This is a genomic window from Moritella yayanosii, from assembly GCF_900465055.1.
Classification (GTDB): domain Bacteria; phylum Pseudomonadota; class Gammaproteobacteria; order Enterobacterales; family Moritellaceae; genus Moritella; species Moritella yayanosii.
The window spans coordinates 1,696,977-1,722,994 of the sequence record NZ_LS483250.1 but is presented as its reverse complement, the minus strand read 5'-3'; the positions used below and the strand labels follow the sequence as shown (position 1 = coordinate 1,722,994).

Sequence of the window (26,018 nt, the reverse complement as noted above, 5' to 3'; positions counted from 1 at the left end):
GAGCAGTTTATAACACTGCTCATTAGCAGATTTATTGTGGTTTGACAACCATTACACTAATAGATGCTGAACTAACAACTCTTGCTGCTACTGAACCAATAAATGCAAGTTCCAACTTAGCGCGTTTATGACTCGGCATTACAATTAAATCCGCCTTGTATTTATCTGCAGCTTTGATAATTTCTTTTGACGGCTTGCCTTCCATTAGATGTAATTGCACGGGAATGTCATCTGTAATGTGTTTTTTGGCAAATTGTTGCAGGGCTGTTTGAGTTGAAGTTCGAATTTCTTGTAAGACCGACGTTGGGAAGTGCGCTGATACCATAGGCATTTGCGTGGTCGGCAGCACATTAAGCAAATGAATTGTTGCGCCAGACATTTTTGCGAGTGCGCAAGCGTGTTCGGCTGCCACGTGGCTAAAACCTTCTTCGTTAAGGTCGACGGGTAGTAAGATTGTTTTATACATAATGAGTTACTTATTTAAAGTGGTTTGGGTATATGCAGTGTGGATAAGCACACTGCATATACGATTGTTACCGAGGATGATTACTTATTACGAGCTATACGACGGCGTTGACCAGCGGCGATACCAGCAAGTAACAGTAACGCGGGAATAAACAGGAACTCTTTAGCTGGACGGTCTAGTGGCCGTTCTACCATTAGGATATTCCAATCAAAATCAATGCCTGATTTTTCGGCTGGAGAACCAAAACCAATCATATCAACAATAGTTTTGCCATCCTCAAAGCGTAATTCTAAACCAGTACTCGATAATCGATCGGCACCTGTGATCGCATCGTCAGAAAAAGGTAGCTGTACAATCTTGGTCTGGAATGCACCGTCTAGCGTTTCACCTTCAACACGTAAACGTACTTGGCTTCCGTTCGGTAATTCAGCAAGTACTTGCTCGATATGTTGTGGACTTACCTCTTCAATTGGCGGATAAACCATATCCCACCAGAAACCGGGACGGAATAGTGTGAAAGTGATCAGTAATAACCCGATCGTTTCATACCATTTTGATTTAGTGAACCAGTATCCTTGCGTTGCCGCTGCGAAGACTAACATCGCTGTTGTCGCAGAGAAGATAGTGAGTAATAAGTGCCACCAAGAATCAACACCAATTAATAATAGCTGAGTATTAAAGATAAACATGAACGGTAAGATCGCCGTACGAATATCGTAAGCAAAACCTTGGATACCCGTCTTAATTGGATCTGCTTTAGCAATTGCAGCAGCAGCAAAGGCGGCAAGACCTACGGGAGGGGTATCATCGGCGAGAATACCAAAGTAGAACACAAATAAATGCACTGCAATTAAGGGTACGATCAAGCCATTTTGAGCACCGATTTCAACAATAACAGGCGCCATTAAGGTTGATACCACGATGTAGTTAGCCGTTGTCGGTAATCCCATGCCCAAGATCAAGCTGATCAACGCAGTGAATACTAACATTAGCATGATGTTACCGCCGGAGATAAACTCAACAAACTCGGTCATCACTAAACCGATACCCGTTAAGGTTACAGTACCTACAACAATACCTGCAGCAGCTGTCGCCACGCCGATACCGATCATATTGCGTGAACCCGTGATCATACCGTCAAACAGTTCGATAAAACCTGTTTTAACCGCGCCGGATACTGATTTATTTTGTTTGAAGTATGCTTGTAATGGACGTTGTGTTACCACAATGAAAATCATAAACATGGTTGCCCAAAACGCGGAAAGACCAGGTGAGAAACGTTCAACGGTTAAGCACCATACGAGTACCACGATCGGTAAGAGGAAGTATAAACCTGCTTTCGCTGTTGGACCCGGTTCCGGTAATACTAGCAATGGACTATCTGGATCATCAATTTCCAGTTCAGGGAAATTAGTGGAGTATTTTACTAAGCCAATATAAATAGCAATGGTAATAATTCCAAGCACCCAAGTTGCATTACTGCCAAATACATCTTTCGTCCAGCCGATACCGTAGTAAACAACAAGACTTAAGACGAGGATTATCATCGCAACAGTCATAAACGAGAATAAGCTTTCTGCCATCGTCGGATTATGACGGCGTGGTAAACCTTCCATACCGGCTTTACATGCTTCTAAATGCACGATGTAGAGCAGGGCAATATAAGAAATAAGCGCAGGTAAAATAGCGGCTTTAATTACGTCGATGTATGGGATACCAACGTATTCAACCATCAAGAATGCAGCTGCACCCATAATTGGTGGTGTTAACTGACCATTCGTTGATGCTGCTACTTCGATTGCGCCCGCTTTCGTTGCGGAGAAGCCAACCCGTTTCATTAGTGGGATCGTGAATGTACCTGTTGTCACCACGTTCGCAATGGATGAACCAGACACTAAGCCACTTAAACCTGATGCAACCACCGCTGCTTTTGCAGGACCGCCACGCATGTGACCAAGTAGCGAGAATGCAACTTTAATGAAGTAGTTACCAGCACCTGCTTTATCTAATAGTGAACCGAATAGTACAAATAAGAATACAAATGATGTTGATACACCAACCGCAACACCAAATACACCTTCGGTTGTTAACCACTGGTGAGACATTGTTTTCGTTAAACTTGCCCCTTTGTGGGCAATAATGTCTGGCATGTGAGGACCTGCAAAGGTATAAGTCAAAAATACCAGTGCCACGATCATCAGTGGTGCACCTAATGAACGACGTGTTGCTTCAAGTAGCATCAACATACCCGTTACTGCAACCGCAGTATCAAAGGTAGTTGGTGCGCCTGAACGACCAGCCAATTCATTATAAAATAGGAATAGATAACCAGCACTGAATGCACCTGCGAATGCAAAAATCCAATCGGTCAACGGTACATGGTCACGCGGTGACGATTTCATTGCAGGGTAAGCAGTAAATGCTAAAAATATAGCAAATGCTAAATGAATAGAACGAGCTTCAGTATCGTTAATAATACCAAAATTTAAAACGAACGGCAGAGGAGAGGCATACCATAATTGAAATAGCGCCCAAATAAATGGCACAATTAACAATATCTTTTTAGTAACACCTTGGGGATCGCGCGCACCAGTATCTGATTGTGCAAGCATTTCCTGCAGTTCAGCATCCATGCTAGTGGTTTTATTTTCTGTTTTAGACATTTGTCCTCCATCATTCTGCGACATTTGTATCACCAGAAGTGGCTCGGTTATTCGTTAGTAGAGAAATTAATAATTACTGAACGCTTAATTTCAGAAAAAGTACTGCTTATTGTTCCACTAATCCGTAGTGTAAGAATTGTCAGTAACTTGAGTAAGAGTAGTAAAAATTAAATAATGATAGGTAATGTAATTTTATTGAAAAATTAAGGGGACAATGTCCCCTTAATTTTTTTAATGAAAAGTCGACTTATCTTAGGCCAACTTCTTTGTAGTATTTTAGTGCGCCAGGGTGAACAGGTGCACTAAGTGCTGCATTCGCCATATCTTCTTTTGTTAGCGATGCAAATGATGGATGTAGACGCTTAAATGTATGGAAGTTTTCGAATACAGCTTTCGTTACTTCATACACGATTTTATTAGATAATGATTTTGGTGTAACGATTGTTGCACGTGCACCAAATGTTACTGTGTCTTTTGGTGTACCAGTGTAAGTGCCTCCAGGGATCACAACTTGGCTGTAGTAAGGGTTATCAGCAACCAGTTTTTGTATTGTTGCGTCGTTCACCGTTACAATAACCGCGTCACACGTTGTTGTTGCTTCTTTGATCGAACCGTTAGGGAAACCAGAGAAGAATACAAATGCGTCGATTTTGTTATCACAAAGTGCTTGAGATTGTTCGTTCGCTTTTAATTCTGATGTAAGTGAGAACGCACTGTTATCCCAGTTGTAAGCTTTCATTACAACGTCCATTGTGCTGCGTTGACCTGAACCTGGGTTACCCACGTTTACACGCATACCTTTAAGATCTTTAAAGACTTTAATGCCTGAATCTTTACGAGCCACAATTGTTAGTGCTTCTGCGTGTAGTGAGAACACTGCGCGCAGGTCAGTGTAAGGACCTTGATTTTTGTATTGGTTTAAACCGTTGTAAGCATAATACTGTTGATCAGATTGTGCTACACCGAAATCAAGTTCACCAGAACGCATTGTGTTGATGTTATAAGCTGAACCACCAGTACTTTCTACTGTACAACGAATGTTGTGCTCTTTACGGTTGCGGTTTACAAATTTACAAATTGCACCACCGGCAGGGTAGTAAACACCGGTAACACCACCAGTACCGATTGTAATAAAGTCACTTGTTTTCGCTGTTGCGATACTTGGCGCCGCAGCTGCTAGTGTTAAACTTGCTACAGCAAGTGATTTCGCAATTGTTTTTGTAATAGACATGTTGTGTTCCTTTTAATAAGTCATTAGTCGCTTGTTTACTTCAGGGCATTCTATGGCCATGAAATTGAATCCGTAAATTCAGGTGGGTTTATTAAATCAGCAAAAATAAATAATGCAATACTTACGATACAGCAAAATAACCCATCATTATCTCTTTGGTCCATACTTTATGACAATAAGTTAACAATAAGTAAACATGATCTAGTTTTATGAGAAATTAAGCTAAATTCTAGTACACACTGGGGTCTTAGATGGATTTTTTTTTATAAACATGCGTATTTGTAAATTTGAAATACGTATTTTTTGTGAGATATTATATTTTGTTAAATGTCATAACATAACGCAATTATTTATATTTAAAGTTAAATGCGTGATCTACGTCACTGAATTGGTCGGCTGCTTTGTGTTCGTTTTTCAGAATATTAGAGTGATCAGATAGTAATTACTCTTATTAAAAATCGAAAAAACGCTTAAAAGCATGCATTTTGTAATATGACATAAGCGGGTTATTGAGTCTAAACGTAATATTTGCACCTTGTTGGCGTTGTGATAATTTACCGCAATCTAACGCTGAAATAACCCCTGCTTTCGGATAGCCGCCGATGGTTTGCCGGTCTTGAAGTAAGATAATGGGCAGTCCATTTGTTGGTAACTGCACACTGCCTAATGCAATACCTTCTGAGGCAAGTTTTGTTGGTAAGTCGGTAATCACCTTACCTGTTAATTGATAGCCCATGCGGTCGGCTTGTGCACTAACTTGATATTTAGTCGTTAACAGTTGTTGCTGCTGCTGCAAGGTTAATTGTTGCCATTGGTAGCAAGGCAACAAGCCTAATATTAATGGTGTTGAATAATTTGGAATATAATGTCGGGGAACACGAACACATGTGGGAGATCCTGCTGTTAGCGGTTTTAAACGTTGGCGGATTATCGGTAATATTTGCCTCGGGTATAATGGTGACCTTGTTGATTCGCTGAGTTCATCACGTATTACGGTACTGCGGCTCTGGTAGATCTGCTCGGTCTGTAAACCACCTAAAATAGCGAGATATCCACATTTTCCTGTTTTAGCGCCGTGATACTGAATAATGTCACCCGCCCTAACGTTATGCGTTTGCCAATTAAAAGCGGGCTCACCATTAATCGTAACACTAAATTCAGCACCACAAATTGCAATGCTAGTCTCTGCTAAGACTTTCAAACTCATTAAGCCATAATTAATTTCAATACTTGCCATATTACTGCTATTGCTGAGTATTTTATTTGCCCAGAGATAGGCGTGAAGATCTGCAGGGCCTCCTGGTGTGATCCCTAAATGTTGATAACCAAAGCGACCAAGATCTTGAATTAAGCTATGAATACCTGGCTTGACAATTTCTAATGCTGGAATTGTTGTCATTATGCGTCAGCCTGTTGGTGGTAGTGATTAAACTCATCAAGTGAAATCTGGCTAAATTTAACTTGGCAGCCAACGGCAAAGCGAGCAAGTGAAGCTGGGCTTTGACCTATTATTTGCCAGCCTCCAGGACTCGCCTTAGGATAAATAGCTGTTTGGTTATCAGCAATCCCGACGCTACCAGCTGCAACTTGTGTTTGTGGTTTTGCGTGTCTCGGAATTTGAATGCGGTCATCAACATCACCTAAGTAGGCAAAATTAGGCATAAAGCCAATGGCATAACAACTATATATAGTAGAAGAATGAATGTTGATGATCTTATCAATAGGTAATGATGCATGTAATGACAAGGACTCGAGATCAGGTGCGAGGCTGTTGTGGTAACAAACGGGCAGTGTGAGCAACTTAGCACTCACCGGTAACGTATAACGAGACGCTTGGGATTGGGGCATTAAAATTTGCTTAATGTGAGCGTGAATTTTTGTGACTAATTGATAGGGTTCAATGGTGAGTATGTTGAAGCTGACGAGTAACGTTTGGTATGAGGGAATGACATCAATAATAACAGCGTCTAAATCAGCGGAATTTGTTAGCTGCCGATTTAAAGTGTAGATCACAGGTAATAGTTGGGCGTTATCGGCATCGGTAAAGCGAATCAGAATGGCATCATAACCGATCATATCGAGATGGTACTGCATATCTCATTCCTTGTTTGTTGGCAGTGCTAACTTTATCTGTGCGATGGCTTCGATGGATTGGGCGTTATCACCATGGACACAAAGCGTATCAGCTTTTAACTTAATCAGATTGCCGTTATTACTGGTCACATTACCGTGTTGTGCGAGCTGTATTGCTTGGTTAATTATTTGGCTGTGTTCGGTAAATACTGCCCCGGGTAGATTTCTAGGCTGTAATAATCCGTCATCGGTATAACGACGGTCTGCAAATACTTCGAATAGTAGTGGCACACTAAATTGTGCTGCAAGGGTTTCACTGCGACTGTTGTCTGCTTGTGCCATTAGCATTAGGGGTAAACTGGGGCTAAAAGCAGCCACGCCTTTTAAAATAGCAATGAGAACGGCTTCATCTTGCACCATGTCGTTATAAAGTGCACCGTGAGGTTTAACATAACTTAAGGGAATATGTTGCTGCTTGCAGAACGCGGCGAGGGCACCCACTTGATACAGGATAAATGCTTGGATTTCATCCGCTGTACAGCGGATATGGCGACGACCAAAGCCAGCCAGGTCGGGATAACCAGGATGCGCGCCGACGGCTACATTATAGTGTTTAGCCAGTGCCACTGTTTGCTGCATGATGAGGGGATCGGAAGCATGGAAACCGCAAGCGATGTTCGCCATATCAATATGTGGCATGACCGCTTCATCTGAACCAAGCTGCCAAATACCAAAGCTTTCACCCATATCACAATTCAATTTCACTGGTTAATATCCTTATTAACAAAGTCTTTCTATATATAGAGAAGTATATACCCAAGCATCTTGAAGTAACTTGGGTATAGGCATTAGTTAGTGCAGTAATTATTTATGATAGCAAATTTTTTATAGGGTAGGACGCGAATCAAAGATATAAATAAGGGAGTAGGTCGAGCCTAGTAGAGTATAAAAAGCAGGACAGAATTGAAAATATAGGATAACAATTCCTAAATAATGTAAACATCATCATTTAGGAATTTGGGCAGTTATTAGATTATCTGTTTGGCTGAGCTTTAAATGTTTTACCTGTTTCAGCAACGCTGTCATTACCCATCAAATAAAGGTAAAGCGGCATGATATCTTCTGCTGTCACTAGGGTGTTAGCATTTTCGCCTGGGAAGGCTTTTGCACGCATACCAGTACGCGTTGCACCAGGGTTAATACAGTTAGCGCGGATACTGGTATTTTCAAATTCGTCTGCAAGGGTTTGCATCATGCCTTCGGTGGCAAATTTTGAAATGGCATATTCAGCCCAGTAAGCACGACCTTTAACACCCACACTTGATGAGGTGAAAATGATAGATGCTTTGTCTGCTTTTTTCAGTACCGGTAATAACGCACTGGTCATGAATAATTGCGCTTTAACATTTACCTGCATCACTTCGTCATAGCTCTTTTCATCGATTTGATGGAATGGACCTAACACGCCTAATTGACCCGCATTGTTCAATAAACCGTCTAGTTTACCAAATTGGGTATCGATGGTGTCTGCCATGTCTTTATAGTTTGCAACCGTAGCACCTTTCATATCAAGCGGAATAATAGCAGGCGTTGGTGCGCCAAGTGCTTCAATTTCGTCATAAACAGCTTCAAGTTTAGCCACTGTTTTTCCGAGTAATATCACTGTCGCGCCATGTGCCGCATAGGTTAAAGCCGCTTGACGACCAATACCGTCACCTGCACCGGTTACTAAAATTGTTTTATGTTCTAATAAAGTTTTTTCTGCTTGATAATCCATTTTTAGGTTCCATATCGACATATCTCGCAATATTGTAACCTGCAAAGCTTGTAGATGCGATGTTGTAAATGATATAAAGAGCAAAATCGATATAACCGACCGAGGATTAGGATTTGGAACTTTTAAGTGAATACGGTATTTTTTTGGCAAAAACGATAACATTCGTTTTAGCATTATTATTTGTAGTGGTCACTATTATTAACCTTACGTCTAAGCAAAAGAAGAGCAATGGACGTTTAGAGATCACCAATTTATCGGCGCAATTTAAAGACGTTGAAGATGAACTGCAGTTACATCTTGTGTCTGAAGATGAAGCTAAAATATTAGAAAAAGAACAGCAAAAAGCAGAAAAGAAAAAACACAAAGCAGAATTAAAAGCTTTTAAAAAGGCGCATAAAGACAAAGCTAATGATAACGATGCTTCTACAGAAGAAGACATTGAGCCACGTCTGTTTGTGATCGATTTCACCGCTGGTATTGATGCTAAAGAAGTGGCGTCACTGCGTGAAGAAATCACCGCTATTTTATTCGTTGCAACCGAGCATGATGAAGTACTGGTACGCCTAGAAAGTGGCGGAGGTGTGGTACATGGTTATGGACTTGCAAGCTCACAGTTGGAACGGTTAAAACAAGCTAATATTAAGCTAACTATCGCGGTCGATAAAGTGGCGGCAAGTGGTGGTTATATGATGGCCTGTATTGCCGACCATATTATTGCGGCCCCATTTGCTATCGTTGGTTCTATCGGTGTTGTTGCGCAAATTCCTAACTTTAATCGACTGTTGAAAAAGAACAGCATCGATGTCGAACACCTGACCGCTGGTAAGTTCAAACGCACATTAACCATGTTTGGTGAAAATGACGACGCTGGACGTGCAAAGTTCCAACAAGAGCTTGAAGAAACGCACGTGTTATTTAAAGATTTTGTGAGTTCTCATCGACCTGCTCTGGATATTGAAAAAATCGCCACCGGTGAGCACTGGTTTGGTACTCATGCCTACGAACGTGGGTTAGTGGATACCTTGCAAACCAGTGATGATTACTTATTAAAAGCGAATAAATCGAAAACAATTTACATCGTTAAATATGTGGTACGTAAAAAATTGGCTGAAAAATTAGCCCAGGCTGCGTCGATGGCTATTTCGATAAGCCTAAATAAGTTTCTACAACAGTCTAAGTACCCACATTTATAGAATTGTAGGTTCATAACTGTAAAATATGCATTGAAACATAAACTACATATTTCAAATGTATGTAGTTTATTGGTATGATTTTTATGTTTTTTGTGGATTATTGTTTTATACAATGATTGCTATGCTTATGTAATATTTTTGTATGAAATGTAGCCATTAAAAAATAATTAAAAAATTATTGACTACTATAAGTATATTCAATGTATATATATAAATAGAATACAAACTATAAGATGATGCTTTTTGACTATCGCTTAAGCGATAAATTATCAATTGTATTCATCAATTTCATATCATTCATAAATTAAAAGAATCCGTCTGTATGGGAAGATCTCTGGTAATTGTGGAATCGCCAGCAAAAGCGAAGACCATTAATAAATATCTCGGTAAAGACTACATTGTTAAATCAAGTGTGGGTCACGTACGTGATTTACCGACAAGTGGTGGCGCCGCCAAAAAACGAGCTGGTGCCCCGACGCTTGCGCAACAAACTAAAGGCATGACGCCAGAAGCGAAAGCTGCATTTAAAGAAAAACGTGATAAAAAATCGCTATATTCGCGTATGGGAATAGACCCAGAAAATGACTGGGCAGCAACGTATCAGATTTTACCTGGTAAAGAAAAAGTTGTTGCCGAACTACAACAACTTGCTGAAAAAGCAGATGTTATCTATCTCGCAACCGATTTGGACCGCGAGGGGGAAGCTATTGCATGGCACCTGCGGGAAATTATTGGTGGTGATGATTCACGTTTCCAGCGTGTAACGTTTAACGAAATTACCAAAACAGCGATCCAAGAAGCATTTGAAAAACCGTCAGAATTGAACATTGATTGTGTTAACGCACAACAAGCGCGTCGTTTCTTAGATCGTGTTGTTGGTTATATGGTGTCGCCGTTGCTTTGGCAAAAGATCGCCCGTGGTTTATCTGCTGGACGTGTTCAGTCAGTAGCCGTGCGTTTGATCGTAGACAAAGAAAAAGATATCAAAGCCTTCATTCCAGAAGAGTTTTGGGATGTACATACCGACTTAGTGACTTCACTGGGTGAGCCATTACGTGTTGAAGCAGTTAAATATGCTGGTGTAACATTTAAACCCGTGAATGAAGCGCAAGCGACTAAAGCGGTTACTGACTTACAAAATGCCAGTTATTCGTTATTAAAGCGTGATGACAGAGCGACAAGCAGTAAACCAAAAGCCCCATTTATTACCTCGACATTACAGCAGGCGGCAAGTACACGTCATAGCTATGGCGTTAAGCGTACTATGGGCTTAGCACAACGTTTATATGAAGGCGGTTACATTACCTATATGCGTACTGACTCAACTAACTTGAGTAAAGACGCGGTAGAAAGTGCACGCGGTTTGATTGAAACAAAATACGGTAAAGACTATTTACCTGCAGAACCGAATCTATACGGTTCTAAAAAAGGCGCGCAAGAAGCCCATGAAGCGATCCGACCTTCTGATGTAAATGTTATGTCAGGCGATTTGAAAGGCATGGATGATGATGCGAAGAAATTATATGAATTAATTTGGCGTCAGTTTGTTGCTTGCCAAATGATGCCTGCACAATACGATTCAACCAAGTTGACGATTGCTGCTGGCGAGTATCAGCTTACCGCGAAGGGACGTACTATGCGTTTTCCTGGTTGGACTAAAGCGCTGCCGCCAATGGGCAAGAAGTCTGAAGATGAAAGTAATTTACCTGTGCTTGAAGTGGGTGAGGCGCTTGATCTGATCACTGTTGATCCACTACAACACTTCACTAAGCCGCCTGCGCGTTTTAATGAAGCGTCATTGGTTAAAGAATTAGAGAAACGTGGAATTGGTCGTCCATCGACGTATGCTTCGATTATCTCGACAATTCAAGATCGTGGTTATGTAAAAGTAGAAAACCGTCGTTTCTTTGCTGAAAAAATGGGTGAGATTGTTACTGAGCGTCTGACCGAAAGTTTTGAAGAATTGATGAATTTTGATTTTACGGCAAGCATGGAGTCTCAACTTGATGGCATTGCTGAAGGCAAGCTGAATTGGATTGATGTACTTAATGATTTCTTCGGAGACTTCAAGAAACAGCTAATTACGGCTGGGGCTGATGTTGCTGACGGCGGTATGCGTGCGAATGAAATGGTATTGACGGATATCGAATGTCCGACATGCCAACGTGAGATGGGTATCCGTACAGCAACGACCGGTGTTTTCCTCGGTTGTGCTGGTTATAACTTGCCACCAAAAGAACGCTGTAAGAAAACCATCAATCTAGTATCAGGTGAAGAAGCGATTGATTTGCTCAATGAAGACGCTGAAACTGAAGCGCTGATGGCAAAACGTCGTTGTCCTAAATGCAGTACTGCAATGGACAGCTACTTGATAGATGAAACACGTAAACTGCACGTTTGTGGTAATAACCCTGAATGTACTGGCTACGAAGTAGAAAAAGGTGAATTCAAGCTAAAAGGCTATGATGGCCCAGTAGTTGAGTGTGACCGTTGTATGTCTGATATGCAGCTTAAAAATGGCCGTTTCGGTAAATACATGGGCTGTACTAACGAAGAATGTAAAAACACCCGTAAGATCCTGAAAAGTGGTGAAGTTGCGCCGCCAAAAGAAGATCCTGTTTTTCTGCCTGAACTGGAATGTGAAAAGTCGGATGCTTACTTTGTGCTACGCGACGGTGCTGCGGGTATCTTCTTGGCGGCGAATACTTTCCCTAAATCTCGTGAGACGCGTGCTCCCTTGATTGAAGAGTTAGTACGCTTCAGAGATCGTATCTCATCGAAATTCTATTACTTAGCAGATGCGCCAGCGCAAGACCCTGCTGGTAATAAAGCCATTGTACGCTTTAGTCGTAAGACCAAAGAGCAATATGTAATGACCGAGGTGGAGAAGAAAGCCACGGGTTGGACTGCGCATTATATCGATGGAAAATGGGTTGAAGAAGAAAAGAAAAAAACTGTGAAGAAGAAAAAGCCTGTCACTGAAAAATAGTTAATGGGTTTCTTTCGCGTTCATGTAACGTTTTAATAAGTTACAATGTGTTTATAAAATACCTCAGCATTGCTGGGGTATTTTTTATCTTGGGTTTTTAAGAACCCTAGATACTGTCTATTTTGGTGAACAACAAATTGTTATGATTATATTTTCGATCTTCTGCGTTTTGTTATTATTGAGCTACAATCTAAAATTATTGAACTGTTAATTGAACTTTTTATTCGTTTTAAGTTCTGATGCTATGTAAATGAAAACTTAGAGTTAAGCTTCTATAATATAGGTTACGTACTAGATTGTTTTTTAATCGTTTAGCATGTAACACCGCCTCTAAATGTTGAATAATTATCATTTATGTCAAGGTGTTTTATTTTGGCATGTCTTTTTTTGTGTCCGTGATCTTGTTTTTGACCTCTTATTGATTTTCTCTATAGTTTTAACAAAATGATTGTGACTATAATCTATACCAAGTTTTAAGCGTAGTTGTTAAATCTTATCTCAAATGGTTTATCCAGATGAATTATTGGTTTAACACGCTATTTGTTAGAATACATTAACTCTTGGTTTAACTAATCATTACCAAATGGGATCATCTCAGCGAGAGATTCAAGTAATGAGTGAGTTAACTTACAAATCATAAAGGATTTTTAAAATGAAAAAGACTATTCTTGCTACTGCAATTCTATTAGTAGCTGGCGCTGCAAACGCTGCTGAAATTTATAACAACGAAGGTACTACCGTTTCTCTAGGTGGTTCTTTCCGTGGTAACGTGGTTATTGCTGACTCTGATAACGTTAAATTCCAAGATTCTGGTACACGTTTTAATATTAAAGCTGCGAAAGAACTAGATAATGGTCTTAAAGCTTTCGGTCGTGCTGAAATTAAAAATTCAGACCATAAAGATTCTAAAGACAAAACCAACGGTTTATACTTAAACCAATCATATGTAGGTCTAGCACATGACGTGTACGGTACTGTTATTTTAGGTAAACAGTATGGTCTGAATGATGACTTAGTGATGAATGATTTCTCTTATGAAAATGGTGTTTATAACGAAGATAACGATGCGTTCGGTTCTGATTCTGAAGACCAACTTAAATATTCTAAAGCTTTCGGTGGCGCTACAGTTGTTGTTTCTTTAATGGACCAAGATACATACGCTATCGGTGGTACATATGACGTTGCTGGTCTAGAGCTTGGTGTTTCTTATAATATCGCAAACGACCGTAAAGATGCGGGCGTTATAACAGATAATTCTACATACATCATGGGCGCTCGTTATACTCTTGATGCATTAGTATTAGCAGTTCAATATCAAGCTTCTGAAGTTGGCAGCTATGATACATCAGCATACGGTATTGGTGCTCACTACACACTAGGTCAAGTAGGCGTATATGCTATGTATGACATTCTAGACGGTGATTCAAAATCAAATGAAGGTTCTGAGCTAGTTATAGGCGCTGATTATGAACTTGCTAAAGGCGTAATTGCATACGCTGAATACAATCTAAGTGACCGTGATGCTGCTACTACAGACCGTGCAGAAGGTACAGATAGCACTCTATGGTTAGGTGGTCGTGTATACTTCTAATCAACTCGGTTGATTCGTTGCTATAAACAACACTGACTAACAAAACCGTTCACTGTTAAAGTGAGCGGTTTTTTTATAAGGAGTCGATTACTTAATGCTTAAAGCCCATCATTTTTCATGTTTAGTTCGAAACCCAGCTTACTTCCTTTTACTTTTATAGTATCTCATTTTTATCTGTCTATTCACCCAACTTGTATTTTAACTCATTAATAATATGTGCTATTTACCATATCATTCGTTTATAAAGTTTTGATACTATAGTTATTCTTATCAATCAATAATTGGTTATTACTATGCCCCCGCGTATTATCTCAAACGTCTTTAGTCGCACTGTTGCCGCGACAATATTTATGTATATGCTGTTGATGCTAAGTAGTGCAAACGTTGCGCAAGCGCATGGTAGCGATATTTTCAAGCAGCCAAACCCTGTCACACAAATTGAAGCTAATACTAGTCAAACCGGTGTTTTAGATGATGCTGATAATGAATACATGTATAAAAACTCGGATATGGCTCGATTTATTTTTTTGAAAGATGCACAAAGTCGAAAAAGTGAGTTATTAAACAGTCTAGAACGTTGGCCTGAACACCAAGAAAAATTGATAAATGAGTTAACCAATGGGCAAGGTATAGGGCGTTTCTCTTCGCTGTTTAGTATTTTTGTATTGATGCTTGTTTGTGGGCTTATCGTCGAGCACGTAACTAGCATTAAAATGAATGCTTTTTCCGAGCGGGTTGCCGCGGAAAAAGGCAGTACTTTCAGAGATAACCTCGACTATTTATTAATGCGTGGCTTTTTTAAGTATGTTGGGATTGGTATTTTTGCCGTTACTGCAGCGCTTATTTCTATTTATAATTACAGTGAAACCGATCCCTTTCGTTTACTGAGTCTACACGGTCTAGGTTTAGTTGTAAAAATACGTGCATTAAAGATTTTACTTAGACTTATTTTTGCGCCTTACGCCAAAGGTCATCGATTGTTTAAAATAAACTGTGAATCTGCCAATCGTCTGTATTGGTCGATTCTTAGTTTTATGGCGATTTACCTTATCATAACAACGTTTTGGCGTATTCTGGTGCTGTTCTCGCTAGACACTATATTATTTGCATTAATTATTCCTGCGACAGGCATGATCTTGAATATTTTATCTATTGCCTTTATTTGGTTTAACCGTAAAACCATTGAAGCCATGTTTACCGATGTCAAAGAAACGAGCTCGGCGTTTACGCGCTTTCTACGTCAAACCTGGACAACAATTTTCACCATTTGGTTATTTATCGCTTGGGTCTTTTGGGCTATGTACGAGTTTTTAGGCTACTATGAGCAAGCGCGAAATTTTACGCCTATCTGGTGGTTAACCTTTACTTTTCCTATCGCAGATCGGCTTATTTTTGTTTTACTGACTCAGTTAAAACGTATCACTTGGCTACAAAGTCATTCTTATAATAAACGTTGTGATAAATTTATTAACCGGGTGATTATCGCACTTAGAGTCATATTTGTTGCTTTTATTCTTCATCATCTCGATGCCAGCTTTAATTATAACGCTTGGGAAACAATCACCAATAGCCTTGGCGGGTTTATTGAAATGTTGGTTGATATTATTGTCGTTATCATTGCCGCTTATGCAGTTTGGGAAATTATCCAGTCTGCTATTGAACGTCATTTACCTTATGATATGGTTTGTGAAAATAACAATGGTACGTCAACATTAGAAGGTGAGGGGGGCGGGACCGGATCTTCTCGTTCTGAAACTTTGTTGCCTTTAGTGCGTTCATTTTTATTAGTGTTTTTGTCTTCGTGTGTACTGTTAATGATTTTAAGTATTATCGGCGTCGAAATCGCCCCGTTACTTGCGGGGGCGGGTATTGTGGGTATTGCTGTTGGTTTTGGCGCGCAGAAATTAGTCCAAGATGTTATTTCTGGAATATTCTTTTTACTCGATGATGCCTTTCGTCGAGGTGAGTATATTGAAGCGGCAAGTTTACGCGGTACTGTAGAGCGTATATCTATTCGCTCTATCACATTACGTCATCACTTGGGCGCTGTGCAAACTATTCCCTTCAGTGAAATTGCGACTGTGCGGAATTTATCACGTGACTGGATCACTAAGAAATTGGAATTCAGATTGGATTACCGAACTGACGTTGAAAAGGTGCGTAAACTAATTAAAAAAGTGGGACAGAAAATGTTATTACATCCTGAATACGGACAACATTTTCTATTACCACTGAAGTCTCAAGGGGTGATCCGAATTGAAGAGTCAGCACTTATCTTCCGCATGAAGTTTACTTGTATACCAGGTGAACAATGGGTTATTCGACGTGAAGCATTTAGACTTGTTCAAGAATCATTAAAGGACAATGGGATTGAGTTTGCGCATCGTTCAGTTCATGTATTAACGCAACGTGATGAAAAAAATAGAGAAAAAAGTAAAGGTAAGATTGAAAAACATGAAGTTCGAGCAGAAGAATTGGGCGCTGCTGCGGCATTGGTCGTGTCTGCAGAGATCAAAAAGAATGATAGAATAGACTCTGATTATAACTAAAAAAGTGCTTGTATCTTTAATGAAAATGAATAGGTTATTAAATAAGATACGCGCTATCTTAGCGTGATCTTTTTTGGTAATCTTATCCGTTATTGTCATATTTAGTAAAAGAGAATTCGAGTGCGCAGTAAATTAAATAATAGCCGTTTGCTTATTTATAGTCACGACTCTTTCGGTCTTGGGCATTTGCGTCGTTGTCGAACCATCGCGCATGCGCTCGTTGACCGATACAAGGGATTGTCAGTTTTAATTATTACCGGATCGCCTATTATTGGCCGTTTTGATTTTAAAGCGCGGGTTGATTTTATTCGAATACCGGGTGTGATTAAACTTCATAACGGTGAATACACGTCATTGGGTTTGCATATCGATTTGGCTGATACATTAGCATTACGTGAATCCATTATTCTCAATACTTCCAAAGTCTTCAAACCAGATATTTTTCTTGTTGATAAAGAACCGGGCGGATTGAAAGATGAAGTGATTAGTACGTTAGCCTATTTCAAAGATACTGATACCAAATGCATTCTCGGTTTACGCGATGTGATGGACTCTCCTGAGTTATTAAAAAAGGAATGGCAGAAGAAAAATGTGATGCCATTACTTGAAAATCTTTATGATGAACTTTGGGTTTATGGCCCCGCAGAGGTATCTAATCCATTACAAGGATTGGATGTTAAGCAAATTGTGACAGATAAAACGTTGTTTATGGGGTACCTACCAAGACAGTTACCGAAAAAAGTGGATATTGAATCCATTAACATCCCCGACAGACCTTATATTTTGGTTACCCCCGGTGGTGGCGGTGATGGCGTTGAGATGATTGATTGGGTTCTCCGTGCTTATGAGAGTAGCCCAACACTGATGCCTGCATTATTTGTGCTTGGTCCATTTATGCCCGCAGTTGAGCGCAATGAGTTTCTGAATCGAGCGGAATTGCTACCTCATGTTGATGCGATCACATTCAGTAACCACCTTGAGCATTTAATGTTTGAGGCTGAGGCTGTGATTGCTATGGGTGGCTACAATACTTTTTGTGAAATACTGTCGTTTGATAAACCAGCGTTGATCCTACCACGTACTCAACCACGTCAAGAGCAGCTTATTCGAGCTCGTAATGCCGCAGAAGTAGGCTTGCTATCTATGCTCGATTTAGATTCAGAACGTTTAGCAGAGACCATGGTTGACGGTATTATAAAACTACTACAGCAAGATAAGCCGAGTAAACATAAACTTGATAAACTATTGAACGGATTAGATTTTCTTACGCGTCGATTTGGTGAATTGGTAGCAAAATAACTGCATTCAGTTTTATTTTTTAATTTGGTTTTATCGCAAGGATCATATATGTCAGCACCGCGTATTATGTATTATGTGCAATATTTATTAGGTATTGGTCACGTTCGTCGCTCTTCTCTTATTGTTCAAGAATTATGTGAACAAGGTGCGCATGTTGATGTTATTTTTGGTGGAATGCCAGTTCCGAGCATGTCTTTTGGCGATGCGACTATGCACCAGTTGACGGCGGTTAAAAGTGTAGATGCGGGCTTTAGTAGTTTGGTTAAAGCGGATAATAGTCCGTTTAGTGACGAAGATAAACAGCAAAGAAAACAAGCGTTATTAGCGCTTTGTGATAGCTTGCAACCAGACTTAATTGTGACTGAAACTTACCCGTTTGGTCGCAGACAAATGCGCTTTGAACTGTTACCTCTGCTTGACTGGGTCAAATCACAGCGTAACCCTCCTATTCTTATAGCTTCTATTCGTGACATTTTACAGCGACGTGCTGTTAAGCGTGAACAAGAATGTGTAGAGCTTGTGCAAGCAAATTACCAGCACGTATTAGTGCACGGCGATGAAGACTTTTATCCATTAGAAAAAAGTTTTCCATTGACAGATGTGATTGCGGATAAAATCAATTATTCGGGTTATGTTTGCCCACAACTTGCCGCAGATATTGATGAGAACACGCGAGATACCATTGTGGTGTCTATCGGTGGTGGCAGCGTTGGTAAAGAAATTTTGAGTACTGCGATTGCGTTATTCAATACTGGTTTTGCCGCTGATAAACAGTGGTTGTTGGTCACTGGACCGAATATGAAAAGTGCAGATAAAGCATATTTTAAAGCACTACAACAAGAAAAATTGCAAGTTGTGGAGCTGGCTGATGACTTTTTGAAGGCATTAAAAAATGCGTATGTCTCAATCTCGATGGCGGGTTATAACACGGTTATGGACCTGTTATTAACCAAAGTACCGGCTGTGGTTGTACCGTTTGAAGGTGAAGGTGAAACTGAACAGTTAGCACGCAGTGAAGTGCTAACACAGGGCAAGGTATTACAATTAGTTAAGTATCATGATTTGAGTGTTGAAACTTTAAAATATGCCATTGAAAATGCGCTATCACGTGCTGCCGAAACGATTAATATCAATAACCAAGGCGCGACACAAAGCGCTAAATTACTGATTGAATGGGCAACACAAAGAAATGATAAAATAGAACAAGGAATTGCGGATGTCTAATTGGCAAATACTTGCAGACGAAATACAGCAATGGTCGTCCCCTGTGCAGTTTTGGTGGCGTGATGATGATGCAGTGGCTAATTCAGGCGCACTGCAGCGACTTTTAATGCTGGCAGACCAGTTTTCCATTCCTGTGCATCTTGCGGTTATCCCTGATTCGCTGCAAACAAGCTTAAGTGTGATTAATAAAGCGCAACATCGCGCGAACTGTTATGTGTTACAACATGGTTATGACCATCAAAATTATGCTCTTGAAGGGCAGCGTAAAATTGAATTAGGTGGCTCGCAACCCCTACCTGAGTTGCTACATAAGTTAGCGCAAGGGCAGAAAATACTAAAATCTCAATTTGGTGAGCAATATTTGAATATCTTAGTGCCACCTTGGAATCGTATTGCAGATGAGGTTGCTCGTGAGTTACCAGATATGGGCTATACCCAACTGTCAGTATTAGGGACAAAAGAGCAAGTTGAAACTGATTTTAATGTGAATGTGCATATCGACATTATTGATTGGAAACGGCGCTGTTTCGCGGGTGAAGAGCTTATTCTCACCAATATGATTTCTCATTTACGCAATAAACGATTGGCAAGTTTGAGTGGTAATATAAAGCCCTGTGGTTTGATGACACATCATCTCAAGCATGATTTAAATTGTTGGTTGTTTATCAGTAAGTTTTTTCAATTTTGCCAGCGGCATGAAAATATTGAATGGCTAGGCGGTCAGCAACTTCATCAATTTGTAAATGCGTCTTAACGTAAACGTATTAAATTTAAAATACTAAAAAGTTTAAGGTCTGTAGTGAAGAAAATAGCATTAGTACTTAAAGGCTATCCACGCCTCTCTGAAACATTTATCGCCCAAGAAATACGTGCATTAGAGTTACGTGGGTTTGATATTACATTAGTCTCCTTACGTCATCCGACAGATACCAGCACGCATCCAATACATCAGCAGATTGAAGCGGATGTATTATATTTACCTGAATACTTACACGTTGAGCCTTTAAGAGTATTAAAAGCGTGTTTTCATGTCGTTAAACGTTACTCATTAACTAAAGTGGTCAAACAGTTTATTCAAGACTTGAAGCGTGATACTAGCCGTGGACGGGTGCGTCGTTTTGGCCAAAGTCTGGTGTTAGCAGCAGAAATGCCTGAGGGTATCGAGCAAATGTATGCCCATTTTTTACATACGCCAGCGTCGGTGACTCGCTATGCGGCTTTAATTAATGATTTACCTTGGTCGTGTTCCGCGCATGCTAAAGATATTTGGACATCAGAAAAGTGGGACCTTGCTGAGAAACTGACTGAGTTACAATGGCTATCCACTTGTACTGCTGCGAACCATGAGTATTTGCAATCCCTTGCTGAAGATCCAAGCAAGGTACACTTGGTTTATCACGGTTTAGACTTTACCCGCTTTCAACATGTAAACCGAGTCTCGCGGGTGGATGTTAATGGCCGTTCTGCAGATAACCCAGTTAAAATTATCAGTGTTGGTCGAGCAGTGCCTAAAAAAGGCTACGACGACTTACTTAATGCGTTGGCTCAATTACCAAAAGATTTACATTGGCACCTTACTCACATTGGCGGTGGTGAAATCTTGAAACGCTTGCAGAAACAGGCCGCAGATTTAGGCATTGATAAATACATTGACTGGCAAGGTGCGCAACCACAATTAACTGTACTTGAAGCTTACCGTGAAAGTGACCTATTTGTACTGGCAAGTAAGATTGTTGCCGATGGTGACAGAGATGGGTTACCGAATGTATTGATGGAAGCACAAAGCCAGTCTGTATGTTGTCTGGCAACGGATATTTCGGGTATTCCAGAGCTGATTGATAGCGGGAAAAATGGCATACTCGTTGAGTCGAATAATGTTGAGCAATTAGCATCGGCATTAGCGGATTTATTACGCGATGGTGAGAAGCGCGAACGTCTCGGCGTTGAAGGCCAAAAGCAGCTTCACCGACGTTTCGATGTGAAAATTGGTATCGACCAATTAGAAAAACTGTTTAATAATATTGACTAATACTCGTATAAAAACAGGCATCGCATTTTATGCGCCGCTTAAATCGCCTTTACATCCAACGCCATCGGGCGATCGTAAAATCGCGCGTTTATTTATACAAGCGTTGGAGCAGGGCGGTTATCATGTGGAACTGGCTAGTCAGTTGCGTTCTTTTGACAAAAATGGTGATAGTCAGCGCCAGCAGCGTTTCATCGCTCTTGCCAAAAAAGAAGCCACAAGGATCATGCGACGTTGGCAAAAACAAGATTTTAGTCCGCAAGTTTGGTTTAGTTATCATTTGTATTACAAAGCACCCGATTTAATTGGTCCCATCATTTGTCGGACGCTTAATATTCCTTACATCATAGCGGAAGCATCATGGGCCGAGAAACGTGCCCAGGGTAGTTGGGCGCTGTATCACCAGCAAGTGGCTATTGGATTAAAACTGGCGAGTAACGTTATTTGTATTAACCCAAAGGATAAAATTGCGCTGACCGATTTTTATTCTCAGTGGCGGCAAGGATCCCATTCGCCACTCGTCTCTCTCAATCTCTTTATTGATGATCGCTGTGTAAATGATAATAACTTTCCAGTTATCAATGAATACTCCCAGGTTACAGATAGCCTAAATAGAAATAGAAATAGACAGAGTCTCGCGGACCAATATGGCTTAGATAGCAATTTACCTTGGCTTATCACCATTGCGATGATGCGCAGTGGCGATAAATATCACTCCTATCAGCAGTTAAGCGCTGTGGTTGAGTCATTACAACGGCCTTATCAGTTACTGATTATTGGTGATGGGGTTATGCAAGCAGAAGTCCGTTCGATTTTTGCTTCGCACCAGCAAGTAAAGTTTGCCGGTGCGCTTGAAAACAGCCAAATACGCCAGTTGTTACCGCATTTCGAATTACTTGTTTGGCCAGCGATAAATGAAGCCCTGGGCATGATTTTCTTAGAAGCACAGCAAGCAGGCGTGGCGATCGTAGCCGGTGATCAGGGCGGTGTCAGCTCAATTGTGAAACATAACGTCACGGGTGTATTAGTTGATGCGCATAATGCTCAGTTAATGTCAGTAACGATTGATGAATTACTAAGTGATCCTGCACGGTTAACCGTCATGCAGCAAGCAGCAAAGCATTACGTTACTCAGCATCATTCAATTGCGGCGAGTGCAGAGCAGCTTAATCTGGTGATTCAAGATGCCATAGCAAATAAACTGGAGTCGTTATGATCCATGTATATTTTATTCGCCATGGGCAAACGCAGTGGAACTGTGAGAAGCGTTTACAAGGTCGAACTGATATTCCATTGAATGACGTTGGCAAGACGCAAATTAGCGCTTATCAATTACCGTTAAGTTTAATATCTCTGCAGTGGTTTCACAGTCCATTGTTAAGAACACAGCAAACGGCTGAGTTACTTGGCGTCAATTCACAGGTTGAAACTGCGTTGATTGAAATGAACTGGGGGGACTGGGAAGGTAACACGTTACAACAATTAAGTTCCCAAGATCCTATTTATTTTGCTAAACAAGAAGCGCTAGGGTTAGATTTACAGCCAGCAGGTGGTGAGTCGCCACGCTTGGTTGCTGAGCGGGTCAGTGATTGGGTTGAAGCCTTGGATATTACCAAGGTAGAACAGCGAATTGGTTGTGTTAGTCATAAAGGTGTTATCCGTGCAATTTATGCCTGTGCGACGAATTGGAACATGTTAGGCAAAGCACAGCATAAACTGGATTATCACTGTGCTCAGCACTTTTGCTTTGAAGGTGGACGTTGGTCTATTGTTGAGCTTAATATACCGTTATAGGCGGATATCAGTATCCTCTAGTGCAAAGACATATTTAACGTCGTACACAATATGGTTGCTTTTACCAAGCGCGCGCACTTTTTTAATACCCATATTTTTAAATTCACTGTGATCAACAGCAACGATGATACCGTCGTAATGTGCTTGTTTTAATTCATCCACGAGTTTTACCGAATATTCATTTTCGACTTCTTGTGGGTTTGCCCACGGGTCATAAATATCCACATCAATATTAAAGCTGTTTAATTCACTGACAATGTCGATAATCTTAGTATTACGCACATCCGGGCAATCCGCTTTAAACGTAAAGCCCATGACGAGTATCTTTGCATTATCAATATGGATTTTGTGGCTAGCAAGTTTTTTCACCATTTCCGTCGCGACATAAGATCCCATCCCATCGTTAATACGGCGGCCAGCAAGAATAACTTCAGGAAAGTAACCGACTTCTTTGGCTTTATGGGTTAAGTAGTAAGGGTCGATACTAATACAGTGCCCGCCAACAAGCCCGGGTTTAAATTGCATAAAATTCCACTTAGTTCCTGCGGCATTCAGTACTTCTTCAGTATCAATATCGAGTTTATTAAATATTTTTGCGAATTCATTAATGATCGCAATGTTTAAGTCTCGTTGCGTATTCTCAATGACTTTGGCTGCTTCAGCCACTTTAATTGAAGATGCTTTATGCGTGCCTGCGTCGATAATTGTGTTGTAAACAGAGTCGATATAATCGGCGATCTCAGGAGTTGAACCAGATGTTATCTTAATAATTGTGGTGAGTTTATTTATTTTATCACCGGGATTAATACGTTCTGGACTATAACCCGCAAAAAAATCTATGTTGAATTTAAGCCCCGACATTCTTTCAATAATCGGAATGCACACTTCTTCTGTTGCACCGGGGTAAACCGTCGACTCGAAGACAACGATATCACCTTTTGAGATGACCTTACTGAGTGCTGCAGAGGCTGTCTTGAGGGGAGTTAGATCTGGCACATTATCAAAATTAACGGGTGTCGGTACGGTGACCACATAAAAATTACAATCTTGTATATCTTCAAGCTGACTTGTGTAAGTTAGCTTACAGGCTTGCGATAGTTCTTCTGGCGTACACTCTAAGGTAGAGTCTTGACCTTTTTGTAATTCTGAAACTCTTGATGTGTTAATATCGAAGCCTAGTGTTGGGTATTTTTTCCCAAACTCAACGGCAAGCGGCAAACCAACGTAACCAAGACCAATGACGCTAATATTTAAATTTTTCAAATTGAGATCCATTTATTATGTGCTAATTCATTGTGTCATATATGATCGTATTTACCAATTGACGAATGGGTTTTGTGATTAAAGTTTACATTAATTGAAGTATGTTGGTGTGATGTTGTCCATCTACAGTATTTATTGGGAATAAGACTATGGGCTAACGCCATGCAGTGAAAGCCCATTATTGATAGTTTTAGATAGATAACGTTATATAAATCGTTTTATATTTCTAGCCTTAGAAAACTAAGTTAACCTGCGCTGAACCAACAACAGCTTCCGCTTTATTAGTAAACTCGTAAGTTAAGCCGTTAGTAACACTATTCAAATATGAATGAGCGTTTGAAGTTGGTATTCACTCTGGCTAAGAGGCTTTATTTTAAATGGTTTTTAAGTACCAATGTAATCTAGTGTGTTTTAGTGATAATAGTATTAACCGTATGTAAGGCATAATTAATCAGAGTTAATACTCTATGTTATGTTTGGTTAATCAATCAATCAATCAATTGATAATTTAGCTGTAATCCAAGCATGGTGCTATTGCCTTCTGTGCTTACATCGAAGTCATCAAGGCCGATAGTATCTTTAATTCGCGTTGTGTCGTATCTCGCATAAGTAAGGCCTATATCGAAACTTAATGTGCGACTCGCATAATAAGTTAATCCAAAACTGAAGTTTGTTTTCTTATCAAATGGTATTGCGAAGGTTGCGCTTTCAGTGGCTTTTTCTGTTGACGCACCACTGCGCAGCAAGATCACATCGCTTAATTTGTAGCTGACTGCAAATGCAATTTTCCAGCTATCTTCTGCAGTAACAGATTCAATTAAACATTGCCCTTGCGATAAATTAAAGTCGAGATTAGCAGGGCAGTCTGGATGTGATACTGAAATGTAATCTAGATTATCCCAACCATACCAAGCGAGAGAATACTGTATTGCTAATCGCGGATCCAGTTGATGGAAGCCTGATAGCGTTAGCTCACTTGGTACTGCCATCGACAGTGTTGTGGTATCTTGGAATTCGAGATCATTATTCTTCGCCAGTGTGGTGAAGTCGCCTTCTGTTTCAATCTCCGTTGCTGTGCGATAAGATAAACCGAATTGATGGTGTTTATTTATTTTATATAGCCCGCCAATACCATATCGAAAGCCCAGTCCTGAACCGTTAAAGTCTTGATATATTTGACTTGGATTGTTTGGGTTTTGAGCACCATAATTAGTCGCCAGTTGATAGTTACCATAAATAGCACTGACTCCTATGCCAAAATAAAGCTTGTCTGTTAATTTAACCGCGATGTTGGGGTTTATTTCATAAGTGAACAAGGAACGTTGTCCAGTGAGTATCCCGGCAGGGTATTCGCTAGCATAATTGTTACGTACGTTATAATTAGAAAATGTAGCAAGCCCAAAAGACCATTTATGATTAATGGGAAATGCGAAATAACCTGAGGGGACAACGTAGTTAACTCCGATACCAGAATTATCTAAAGTATCTGGATCACCACCAGAATAATATTCACCGTGAATGTCTTTTTCTGATTTTACGAAAATACCTGCAATGGCTATAGCGGGATATGAAAATGCCGCTGTTATCGCTGGGTTTACGGCTATATTGGCTAGGTTAGTTGTATCAGCTGCGTTGCCTGCGCCAGCAGTACCGAGTTCGATGGCTGAGGTTGTAGATGATTGGTAGGATGCTGCGTAAGTTGACGGACTGGAATAGGCGATTAGGCTAAGAAGAGCACTTAGGTAGACGATAGGCGAATCACGACTACAGGTTGTTCTCATATTTATTCCCTTAAAACGATGCCTTATTTTAAGGTTAGTCGAAAATAAAAATAGCGCCGTAAGGCGCTATTTGATTACTGTATTTAACTACTATGTTTA

19 protein-coding genes are annotated in these 26,018 nt (G+C 40.3%); 10 read left to right on the top strand and 9 right to left on the bottom strand.

Annotated elements, in window-relative coordinates:
- Positions 1 to 31: 31 nt before the first annotated feature.
- The 7 genes from MORIYA_RS07840 to MORIYA_RS07810 all read right to left on the bottom strand — a co-directional run bounded on the left by MORIYA_RS07840 (position 32) and on the right by MORIYA_RS07810 (position 8,210).
- Entirely contained in the window at positions 32 to 466 is a 435-nt protein-coding gene (locus MORIYA_RS07840; protein WP_112714149.1) for a universal stress protein, read from the bottom strand.
- An 80-nt stretch (positions 467 to 546) separates the two neighbouring features.
- Positions 547 to 3,129 (bottom strand): TRAP transporter permease, encoded by a 2,583-nt coding sequence (locus tag MORIYA_RS07835; protein WP_112714147.1) that lies wholly within the window; start codon positions 3,127 to 3,129, stop codon positions 547 to 549.
- Positions 3,130 to 3,376: 247 nt separating this feature from the next.
- Entirely contained in the window at positions 3,377 to 4,360 is a 984-nt protein-coding gene (locus tag MORIYA_RS07830; RefSeq protein WP_112714145.1) for a TAXI family TRAP transporter solute-binding subunit, read from the bottom strand.
- Between the two features lie 451 nt (positions 4,361 to 4,811).
- Positions 4,812 to 5,759, bottom strand: coding sequence for a 5-oxoprolinase subunit C family protein (locus MORIYA_RS07825; RefSeq protein ID WP_112714143.1), 948 nt, complete (start codon positions 5,757 to 5,759; stop codon positions 4,812 to 4,814).
- Positions 5,759 to 6,454: a 5-oxoprolinase subunit B family protein gene (locus tag MORIYA_RS07820; protein WP_112714141.1), complete on the bottom strand. Its 696-nt coding sequence runs from the start codon at positions 6,452 to 6,454 to the stop codon at positions 5,759 to 5,761. The genes MORIYA_RS07825 and MORIYA_RS07820 overlap by 1 nt, the downstream gene beginning before the upstream one ends.
- A gap of 3 nt (positions 6,455 to 6,457) precedes the next feature.
- Entirely contained in the window at positions 6,458 to 7,198 is a 741-nt protein-coding gene (locus MORIYA_RS07815; protein ID WP_112714139.1) for a 5-oxoprolinase subunit PxpA, read from the bottom strand.
- 268 nt (positions 7,199 to 7,466) lie between these two features.
- On the bottom strand, positions 7,467 to 8,210 hold the full coding sequence (locus tag MORIYA_RS07810; RefSeq protein ID WP_112714137.1) for a YciK family oxidoreductase: 744 nt from the start codon (positions 8,208 to 8,210) through the stop codon (positions 7,467 to 7,469).
- Between the two features lie 113 nt (positions 8,211 to 8,323).
- On the opposite strand from MORIYA_RS07810, the gene sohB reads away from it, so the two are divergent.
- From sohB to MORIYA_RS07760, 10 genes are all read left to right on the top strand, one after another.
- Positions 8,324 to 9,403, top strand: a complete 1,080-nt coding sequence (gene sohB, locus MORIYA_RS07805; protein WP_112714135.1) for a protease SohB — start codon at positions 8,324 to 8,326, stop codon at positions 9,401 to 9,403.
- A gap of 322 nt (positions 9,404 to 9,725) precedes the next feature.
- Positions 9,726 to 12,392 carry a type I DNA topoisomerase gene (topA, locus tag MORIYA_RS07800; protein ID WP_174216908.1) on the top strand — a complete coding sequence of 889 codons (2,667 nt, stop codon included), beginning with the start codon at positions 9,726 to 9,728 and terminating at the stop codon, positions 12,390 to 12,392.
- A gap of 652 nt (positions 12,393 to 13,044) precedes the next feature.
- The gene (locus tag MORIYA_RS07795) at positions 13,045 to 13,983 is read left to right on the top strand and encodes a porin (protein WP_112714133.1); all 939 of its coding nucleotides are present in this window, start codon (positions 13,045 to 13,047) and stop codon (positions 13,981 to 13,983) included.
- A 293-nt stretch (positions 13,984 to 14,276) separates the two neighbouring features.
- Positions 14,277 to 16,532: a mechanosensitive ion channel family protein gene (locus tag MORIYA_RS07790; protein ID WP_112714131.1), complete on the top strand. Its 2,256-nt coding sequence runs from the start codon at positions 14,277 to 14,279 to the stop codon at positions 16,530 to 16,532.
- A 120-nt stretch (positions 16,533 to 16,652) separates the two neighbouring features.
- Positions 16,653 to 17,831: a glycosyltransferase family protein gene (locus MORIYA_RS07785; RefSeq protein WP_112714129.1), complete on the top strand. Its 1,179-nt coding sequence runs from the start codon at positions 16,653 to 16,655 to the stop codon at positions 17,829 to 17,831.
- A gap of 48 nt (positions 17,832 to 17,879) precedes the next feature.
- Positions 17,880 to 19,055 (top strand): glycosyltransferase family protein, encoded by a 1,176-nt coding sequence (locus MORIYA_RS07780; RefSeq protein ID WP_112714127.1) that lies wholly within the window; start codon positions 17,880 to 17,882, stop codon positions 19,053 to 19,055.
- Entirely contained in the window at positions 19,048 to 19,809 is a 762-nt protein-coding gene (locus MORIYA_RS07775) for a polysaccharide deacetylase family protein (protein WP_112714125.1), read from the top strand. Before MORIYA_RS07780 ends, MORIYA_RS07775 begins: the two co-directional genes overlap by 8 nt.
- 45 nt (positions 19,810 to 19,854) lie before the next feature.
- The gene (locus MORIYA_RS07770) at positions 19,855 to 21,084 is read left to right on the top strand and encodes a glycosyltransferase family 4 protein (RefSeq protein WP_112714123.1); all 1,230 of its coding nucleotides are present in this window, start codon (positions 19,855 to 19,857) and stop codon (positions 21,082 to 21,084) included.
- Positions 21,077 to 22,297: a glycosyltransferase family 4 protein gene (locus tag MORIYA_RS07765; protein ID WP_112714121.1), complete on the top strand. Its 1,221-nt coding sequence runs from the start codon at positions 21,077 to 21,079 to the stop codon at positions 22,295 to 22,297. Before MORIYA_RS07770 ends, MORIYA_RS07765 begins: the two co-directional genes overlap by 8 nt.
- The gene (locus MORIYA_RS07760) at positions 22,294 to 22,875 is read left to right on the top strand and encodes a histidine phosphatase family protein (protein WP_112714119.1); all 582 of its coding nucleotides are present in this window, start codon (positions 22,294 to 22,296) and stop codon (positions 22,873 to 22,875) included. Before MORIYA_RS07765 ends, MORIYA_RS07760 begins: the two co-directional genes overlap by 4 nt.
- On the opposite strand, the gene tviB is transcribed toward MORIYA_RS07760, so the two are convergent.
- A complete protein-coding gene (tviB, locus tag MORIYA_RS07755) occupies positions 22,870 to 24,150 on the bottom strand; it encodes a Vi polysaccharide biosynthesis UDP-N-acetylglucosamine C-6 dehydrogenase TviB (protein ID WP_112714117.1) in 1,281 nt (426 codons plus the stop codon). The two genes, MORIYA_RS07760 and tviB, sit on opposite strands and share 6 nt — an antisense overlap.
- A gap of 476 nt (positions 24,151 to 24,626) precedes the next feature.
- Positions 24,627 to 25,919: an OmpP1/FadL family transporter gene (locus MORIYA_RS07750; protein WP_112714115.1), complete on the bottom strand. Its 1,293-nt coding sequence runs from the start codon at positions 25,917 to 25,919 to the stop codon at positions 24,627 to 24,629.
- Between the last annotated feature and the right edge of the window lie 99 nt (positions 25,920 to 26,018).

What these genes read in the sequence shown, in the direction of transcription:
- MORIYA_RS07835 (WP_112714147.1), bottom strand. Translation starts at nt 3,129, where the DNA reads ATGTCTAAAACAGAAAATAAAACCACTAGCATGGATGCTGAACTGCAG.
- MORIYA_RS07820 (WP_112714141.1), bottom strand. Translation starts at nt 6,454, where the DNA reads ATGCAGTACCATCTCGATATGATCGGTTATGATGCCATTCTGATTCGC.
- MORIYA_RS07825 (WP_112714143.1), bottom strand. Translation starts at nt 5,759, where the DNA reads ATGACAACAATTCCAGCATTAGAAATTGTCAAGCCAGGTATTCATAGC.
- MORIYA_RS07840 (WP_112714149.1), bottom strand. Translation starts at nt 466, where the DNA reads ATGTATAAAACAATCTTACTACCCGTCGACCTTAACGAAGAAGGTTTT.
- MORIYA_RS07795 (WP_112714133.1), top strand. Translation starts at nt 13,045, where the DNA reads ATGAAAAAGACTATTCTTGCTACTGCAATTCTATTAGTAGCTGGCGCT.
- MORIYA_RS07760 (WP_112714119.1), top strand. Translation starts at nt 22,294, where the DNA reads ATGATCCATGTATATTTTATTCGCCATGGGCAAACGCAGTGGAACTGT.
- MORIYA_RS07775 (WP_112714125.1), top strand. Translation starts at nt 19,048, where the DNA reads ATGTCTAATTGGCAAATACTTGCAGACGAAATACAGCAATGGTCGTCC.
- MORIYA_RS07780 (WP_112714127.1), top strand. Translation starts at nt 17,880, where the DNA reads ATGTCAGCACCGCGTATTATGTATTATGTGCAATATTTATTAGGTATT.
- MORIYA_RS07830 (WP_112714145.1), bottom strand. Translation starts at nt 4,360, where the DNA reads ATGTCTATTACAAAAACAATTGCGAAATCACTTGCTGTAGCAAGTTTA.
- tviB (WP_112714117.1), bottom strand. Translation starts at nt 24,150, where the DNA reads ATGGATCTCAATTTGAAAAATTTAAATATTAGCGTCATTGGTCTTGGT.
- MORIYA_RS07790 (WP_112714131.1), top strand. Translation starts at nt 14,277, where the DNA reads ATGCCCCCGCGTATTATCTCAAACGTCTTTAGTCGCACTGTTGCCGCG.
- MORIYA_RS07750 (WP_112714115.1), bottom strand. Translation starts at nt 25,919, where the DNA reads ATGAGAACAACCTGTAGTCGTGATTCGCCTATCGTCTACCTAAGTGCT.
- topA (WP_174216908.1), top strand. Translation starts at nt 9,726, where the DNA reads ATGGGAAGATCTCTGGTAATTGTGGAATCGCCAGCAAAAGCGAAGACC.
- MORIYA_RS07810 (WP_112714137.1), bottom strand. Translation starts at nt 8,210, where the DNA reads ATGGATTATCAAGCAGAAAAAACTTTATTAGAACATAAAACAATTTTA.